Annotated in this window: 2 protein-coding genes; both read left to right on the top strand. The window is 69.4% G+C overall.

The features are described from left to right. Positions 1-478, top strand: a 478-nt coding sequence (locus ACE3OK_RS12445; RefSeq protein ID WP_374249873.1) for a 5'/3'-nucleotidase SurE, incomplete at its 5' end; no start/stop codon positions are given. Further along, positions 475-1,174 (top strand): protein-L-isoaspartate O-methyltransferase (pcm, locus tag ACE3OK_RS12440; RefSeq protein ID WP_374249872.1); only part of this gene is annotated, 700 nt, incomplete at its 3' end. The genes ACE3OK_RS12445 and pcm, both read left to right, overlap by 4 nt.

Raw genomic sequence — 1,174 nt, 5'->3', positions numbered from 1 at the left:
AGACGACACGATCTATTCCGGCACCGTGGGCGCCGCGATGGAGGGCTACCTGTTCGGCATTCCCGCGATCGCCTTTTCGCAGACCGACAAAGGCTGGAAGCACATCGACGCCGCGGCCCGCGTCGCGCGTGAACTGGTTCAGCAGCTTGCGCGCCAGGAGCTGTCCGGGGCGGCGCCCTGGCTTCTGAATGTGAACATTCCCAGCCTGCCGTTTGAGCAGATCAAGCCGCCGAAGGTCTGCCGGCTGGGCCGGCGCCACGCCGCGGAAAAGGTCATCGCCCAGGACAGCCCCCGCGGCGAAACCATGTACTGGATCGGTGGCGCAGGCGCGGCCAAGGATGACGCCGAGGGAACGGATTTCCACGCAACGGCGCTGGGCCATGTGGCGCTGACCCCGCTCAAGGTGGACCTGACCGATCACGACAGCCTGCGCTATTGGGCGCAGACGGCACAGCGCCTGGCGGCGGAGGCTGCATGACCACGCCCCGCAGGCCGGGATTTCCGGCGCGGCTGGGCCCGGCGTCCGGGCCGGCACCACAGGCGCGCAAGCCCGCGTTATCCGCTGCACAGCGACCCGGCGCCGTGGCCGCTCGCCCGCAAGGCGTGGGCCTGGACTCCAGCGCCGTACGCGCAGGCATGGTGCGCAAGCTCGCCCAGCAGGGCGTGTCCGATGCGCGCATTCTGGCCGCCATGGGCCAGGTGGAGCGCCACCGGTTTGTGGACAGCGCGCTTGTCAATCAGGCGTATGAGGACACCAGCCTGCCGATCGGGCTGGGCCAGACCATTTCAAAGCCCAGCGTGGTGGCGCGCATGGCCGAGCTGCTGGTGGGGGGCGTCACTGGTGCGGACGGAAAGCTGGGCCGTGTGCTGGAGATCGGCACCGGTTGCGGCTATCAGGCTGCAGTGCTGGGGTTGCTTGCCGCCGAGGTCTACAGCATCGAGCGCCTGCGTGGCCTGCACGACCGGGCACGCGAGAACCTGCGGCCGTTTCGCCTGGCGAATGTTCACCTGCTGTTCGGCGATGGGATGGCAGGGTACCCCAAGGGCGCGCCGTATGCCGGCATCATCGCCGCGGCCGGTGGCGATGCCGTGCCGCAGGCATGGATCGACCAACTGGCGGTGGGGGGGCGCATCGTGGCGCCCATGGTCACGGCCGCCGGGCATCAGGCTTTGG

The sequence above is a fragment of the Thermomonas sp. genome (assembly GCF_041905325.1).
Taxonomy (GTDB): domain Bacteria; phylum Pseudomonadota; class Gammaproteobacteria; order Xanthomonadales; family Xanthomonadaceae; genus Thermomonas.
This window is presented reverse-complemented; position numbering and strand designations above follow the sequence as displayed.